This window comes from Pseudomonas sp. P4_C1, assembly GCF_056402155.1.
Genome location: NZ_JBFUHY010000141.1, coordinates 1 through 4,141, shown reverse-complemented (window position 1 = coordinate 4,141; position 4,141 = coordinate 1). Strand labels below are relative to the sequence as shown.

Here is a 4,141-nt window from a genome sequence, read left to right as displayed (position 1 = left end):
CCATCACGACAGTGCAGGGCTCAAGGTTCATCAGGTGCTGCATGAGCGCTACCCGATTGAATTTTCTGCGGTACAGCTCGTGACCACGATCATCCTGTGCATGTAGATGAAAGGTGTGTTTTCCCAGATCGATGGCGGCAATAGCTACTTTGCTCATGGCAATGATCTCCGATAAGCCCCCTGTGAAAGCTTAGTGGTCGATCACAGGGGGCGGCGGGGGTAGCCATTTCATTAGGGTAGGGGCTGTGGCAGAAGGCATAAAAAAACGCCGCCCATCTCACGATGGGCGGCGTTTTTCATTGCGTTGCAACGTTAGGCTTGAACGACCGGGATGTTGGCGTTCGCAGCAGCTTCACGGAACTCGGCGATCTGGTCGAAGGACAGGTAGCGGTAGACATCGGCCGCCATGCTGTCGATCTTGCCAGCGTATTCCATGTACTCCTCGACGGTCGGCAGGCGACCCAGGATGGAAGCCACGGACGCAAGCTCAGCCGAAGCCAGGTAGACGTTCGCGCCGTCACCCAGACGGTTCGGGAAGTTACGGGTCGAAGTCGACACGACAGTCGAGTTCGGCTCTACACGTGCCTGGTTACCCATGCACAGCGAGCAGCCTGGCATTTCCATGCGCGCGCCGGCCTTGCCGTAGATGCCGTAGTAGCCTTCTTCGGTCAGCTGGTGAGCGTCCATCTTGGTCGGCGGCGACAGCCACAGACGGGTTGGCAACTGACCCTTGACCTGTTCCAGCAGCTTACCGGCAGCGCGGAAGTGACCGATGTTGGTCATGCACGAACCGATGAACACTTCGTCGATCTTCTCGCCAGCAACGCTGGAGAGCAGGCGAGCGTCGTCCGGGTCGTTCGGCGCGCAGAGCACAGGCTCCTTGATGTCGGCCAGGTCGATCTCGATGATTTCAGCGTATTCAGCGTCTTTGTCTGCTTGCAGCAGCTCAGGGTTGGCCAGCCAGGCTTCCATCGCTTGAGCGCGACGTTCCAGAGTACGTGCATCGCCGTAGCCTTCGCCGATCATCCAGCGCAGCAGGGTGATGTTGGACTGCAGGTATTCGGCAATCGACTCTTTGGACAGCTGGATGGTGCAACCGGCAGCCGAACGTTCAGCCGAGGCGTCAGACAGTTCGAACGCTTGCTCGACGGTCAGTTTAGGCAGGCCTTCGATCTCCAGGATGCGACCGGAGAAGGCGTTCTTCTTGCCTTTCTTCTCTACGGTCAGCAGGCCAGCCTGGATCGCGTAGTAAGGAATGGCGTGAACCAGGTCACGCAGGGTGACGCCTGGCTGCAGTTCGCCTTTGAAGCGAACCAGGATCGACTCAGGCATGTCCAGCGGCATGACGCCGGTGGCTGCGGCGAACGCGACCAGGCCGGAACCGGCCGGGAACGAGATGCCGATCGGGAAACGGGTGTGGGAGTCACCACCGGTACCGACGGTGTCTGGCAGCAGCATGCGGTTCAGCCACGAGTGGATGATGCCGTCGCCCGGACGCAGGGAAACGCCGCCGCGGGTCATGATGAAGTCAGGCAGGGTGTGGTGGGTGGTCACGTCGATCGGCTTTGGATAGGCCGCGGTGTGGCAGAAGGACTGCATCACCAGATCGGTCGAGAAGCCCAGGCACGCCAGGTCTTTCAGTTCGTCACGGGTCATCGGACCTGTGGTGTCCTGGGAGCCGACGGTGGTCATCTTCGGTTCGCAGTAGGTGCCCGGACGAACGCCGGTCACGCCGCAAGCCTTGCCGACCATTTTCTGCGCCAGGGTGAAACCCTTGGTGCTTTCAGCCGGTGCTTCAGGCTTCTTGAACAGGGTCGAAGGTGGCAGACCCAGCTCGGTGCGAGCCTTCTCGGTCAGGCCACGGCCGATGATCAGCGGAATACGGCCGCCAGCGCGAACTTCGTCCAACAGCACCGGGGTCTTCATTTCGAAGGTGGTCAGGACTTCGTCGGTGCCGTGCTTGCAGACTTTGCCAGCATGCGGGTACAGGTCGATCACGTCGCCCATGTGCATGTTGGATACGTCGAACTCGATTGGCAGTGCGCCGGCATCTTCCATGGTGTTGTAGAAGATCGGAGCGATCTTGCTGCCGAAGCAGAAACCGCCGGCACGCTTGTTCGGCACGTAGGGAACGTCGTCGCCGAAGAACCACAGTACGGAGTTGGTCGCCGATTTACGCGACGAACCGGTACCGACCACGTCGCCGACGTAGGCGATAGGGAAACCTTGACCGCGCATTTCTTCGATCTGCTTCATCGGACCGGTGACGCCTTGTGCGTCAGGCACGATGCCGTCGCGAGCCATTTTCAGCATGGCCAGGGCGTGCAGCGGGATGTCCGGACGGGACCAGGCATCAGGGGCAGGGGACAGGTCGTCGGTGTTGGTCTCGCCGGTGACCTTGAACACGCGCAGGCTGATCTTGTCGGCCAGGGTCGGGCGCTTCACGAACCACTCGCCGTCAGCCCAGGATTGCAGCACGCCTTGGGCGTGAACGTTACCGTTCTTGGCTTTTTCAGCGACGTCGTGGAAGGCGTCGAACATCAGCAGGGTGTGCTTGAGTTCTTTGGCAGCTACTGGCGCCAGTTCGGCGTCGTCCAGCAGGTTTACCAGAGTCACGATGTTGTAGCCGCCCTGCATGGTGCCGAGCAGTTCAACAGCGCGCTTCTTGTCGATCAGGGGGGATTTGGCTTCGCCTTTGGCGATAGCGGACAGGAAGCCGGCCTTGACATAGGCTGCTTCGTCCACTCCAGGCGGAACGCGATTGGTGATCAGGTCAACGAGGAATGCTTCTTCGCCAGCCGGGGGATTTTTCAGCAGCTCGACCAGGCCTGCAGTTTGTTCGGCGTTTAGCGGCTGGGGAACGATACCCAGTGCTGCGCGCTCTTCGATATGTTTGCGGTAGGCTTCAAGCACAGTTATTACCCTCATCAGTGGTCCCAAATGGGTGTCCGGGACGCTCATCCCGAAATTGCCGTACTCATGCGCAGCATGGCGTTGTGAGCCACTTAGCCAGAATTACCGACAATTCCTTACAGAAGCTGCTTTCAAAGTTTTACGCCTGCAGAACGGGAGCTGATGAGGGTTGGCGTTGGGCTTTTCCCCGCTGGAAAAACCCCTCGCCAACACCGCTCTGAAGGAACGACTGTGCTCGTGACGCTTTGAAAACAGCTTCTAACGGACATTGGCGCCTAAAAAGGCAGGCTGATTCTACGGCAAAAAAAAATTAAAGGTAAGTCAGTGTTTATTGGACTTTGGTGGAGGCGGCCGGCAAACCCCGATTCACCCAAGGCCCTGAACGTTGAGGGGTGATCAATGGCCGACAAAGGGCTAACATGCCGGCCTGTTCTGCTTTTTCGCGTTTTGCCTATCTATGCCCAATCAGACCATCAAGACGCCATGCGTCGGCCTTTGCTCCACTGTCTACGGTGACCTGGTGTGCCGTGGCTGCAAGCGTTTCCACCACGAAGTGATCCACTGGAACGGTTACAACGAGGAGGAAAAGCGCGCGGTATGGCTGCGCCTGGAGCAGTTGCTGTCCCAGGTGATGGCCGCCAAGGTGGAGATTTTCGACCCGGCGCTGCTGCGAATGCAGCTGGAGCAACGCAAGATCCGCTTCGTGCCCCATCAGTCGGAATACTGCTGGGCCTACCAGTTGATCGCCCGGGGCGCACGGGTGATCAACAACCTGGAAGCCTACGGGATGGTGGTGCTGCCGGAGTTTCGCGACTGGAATCTGCCGGAATTGCGCGATGCCATCGATCGGGAATTTTTCCTGCTCTCCGAGGCCCATTACCAGCGCTACATTGCGCCGGGTTTCCTCAAAGACGCCTTTGGCGCCTAAAAGCATCGCGAGCAAGCTCGCTCCCACATTGGACCTGTGTCGTTCACAAATCCCCTAATGAAATGGCTACCCCCGCCGCCCCCTGTGATCGACCACTAAGCTTTCACAGGGGGCTTATCGGAGATCATTGCCATGAGCAAAGTAGCTATTGCCGCCATCGATCTGGGAAAACACACCTTTCATCTACATGCACAGGATGATCGTGGTCACGAGCTGTACCGCAAAAAATTCAATCGGGTAGCGCTCATGCAGCACCTGATGAACCTTGAGCCCTGCACTGTCGTGATGGAGGCCTGCGGC

At 58.8% G+C, this 4,141-nt stretch carries 2 protein-coding genes and 2 pseudogenes; 2 read left to right on the top strand and 2 right to left on the bottom strand.

Annotation, left to right across the window (positions count from 1 at the left end; translation table 11 throughout):
- Both AC1DU9_RS29505 and acnB read right to left on the bottom strand, forming a co-directional pair.
- Positions 1-157: pseudogene (locus AC1DU9_RS29505) on the bottom strand (IS110 family transposase); the annotation flags it as partial.
- Between the two features lie 155 nt (positions 158-312).
- The gene (acnB, locus tag AC1DU9_RS29500; RefSeq protein ID WP_108215913.1) at positions 313-2,913 is read right to left on the bottom strand and encodes a bifunctional aconitate hydratase 2/2-methylisocitrate dehydratase; all 2,601 of its coding nucleotides are present in this window, start codon (positions 2,911-2,913) and stop codon (positions 313-315) included.
- A 457-nt stretch (positions 2,914-3,370) separates the two neighbouring features.
- Between acnB and AC1DU9_RS29495 the strand changes: the two genes are divergently transcribed.
- A complete protein-coding gene (locus tag AC1DU9_RS29495; RefSeq protein ID WP_477811234.1) occupies positions 3,371-3,841 on the top strand; it encodes a DUF1289 domain-containing protein in 471 nt (156 codons plus the stop codon).
- 132 nt (positions 3,842-3,973) lie between these two features.
- Positions 3,974-4,141: pseudogene (locus AC1DU9_RS29490) on the top strand (IS110 family transposase); the annotation flags it as partial.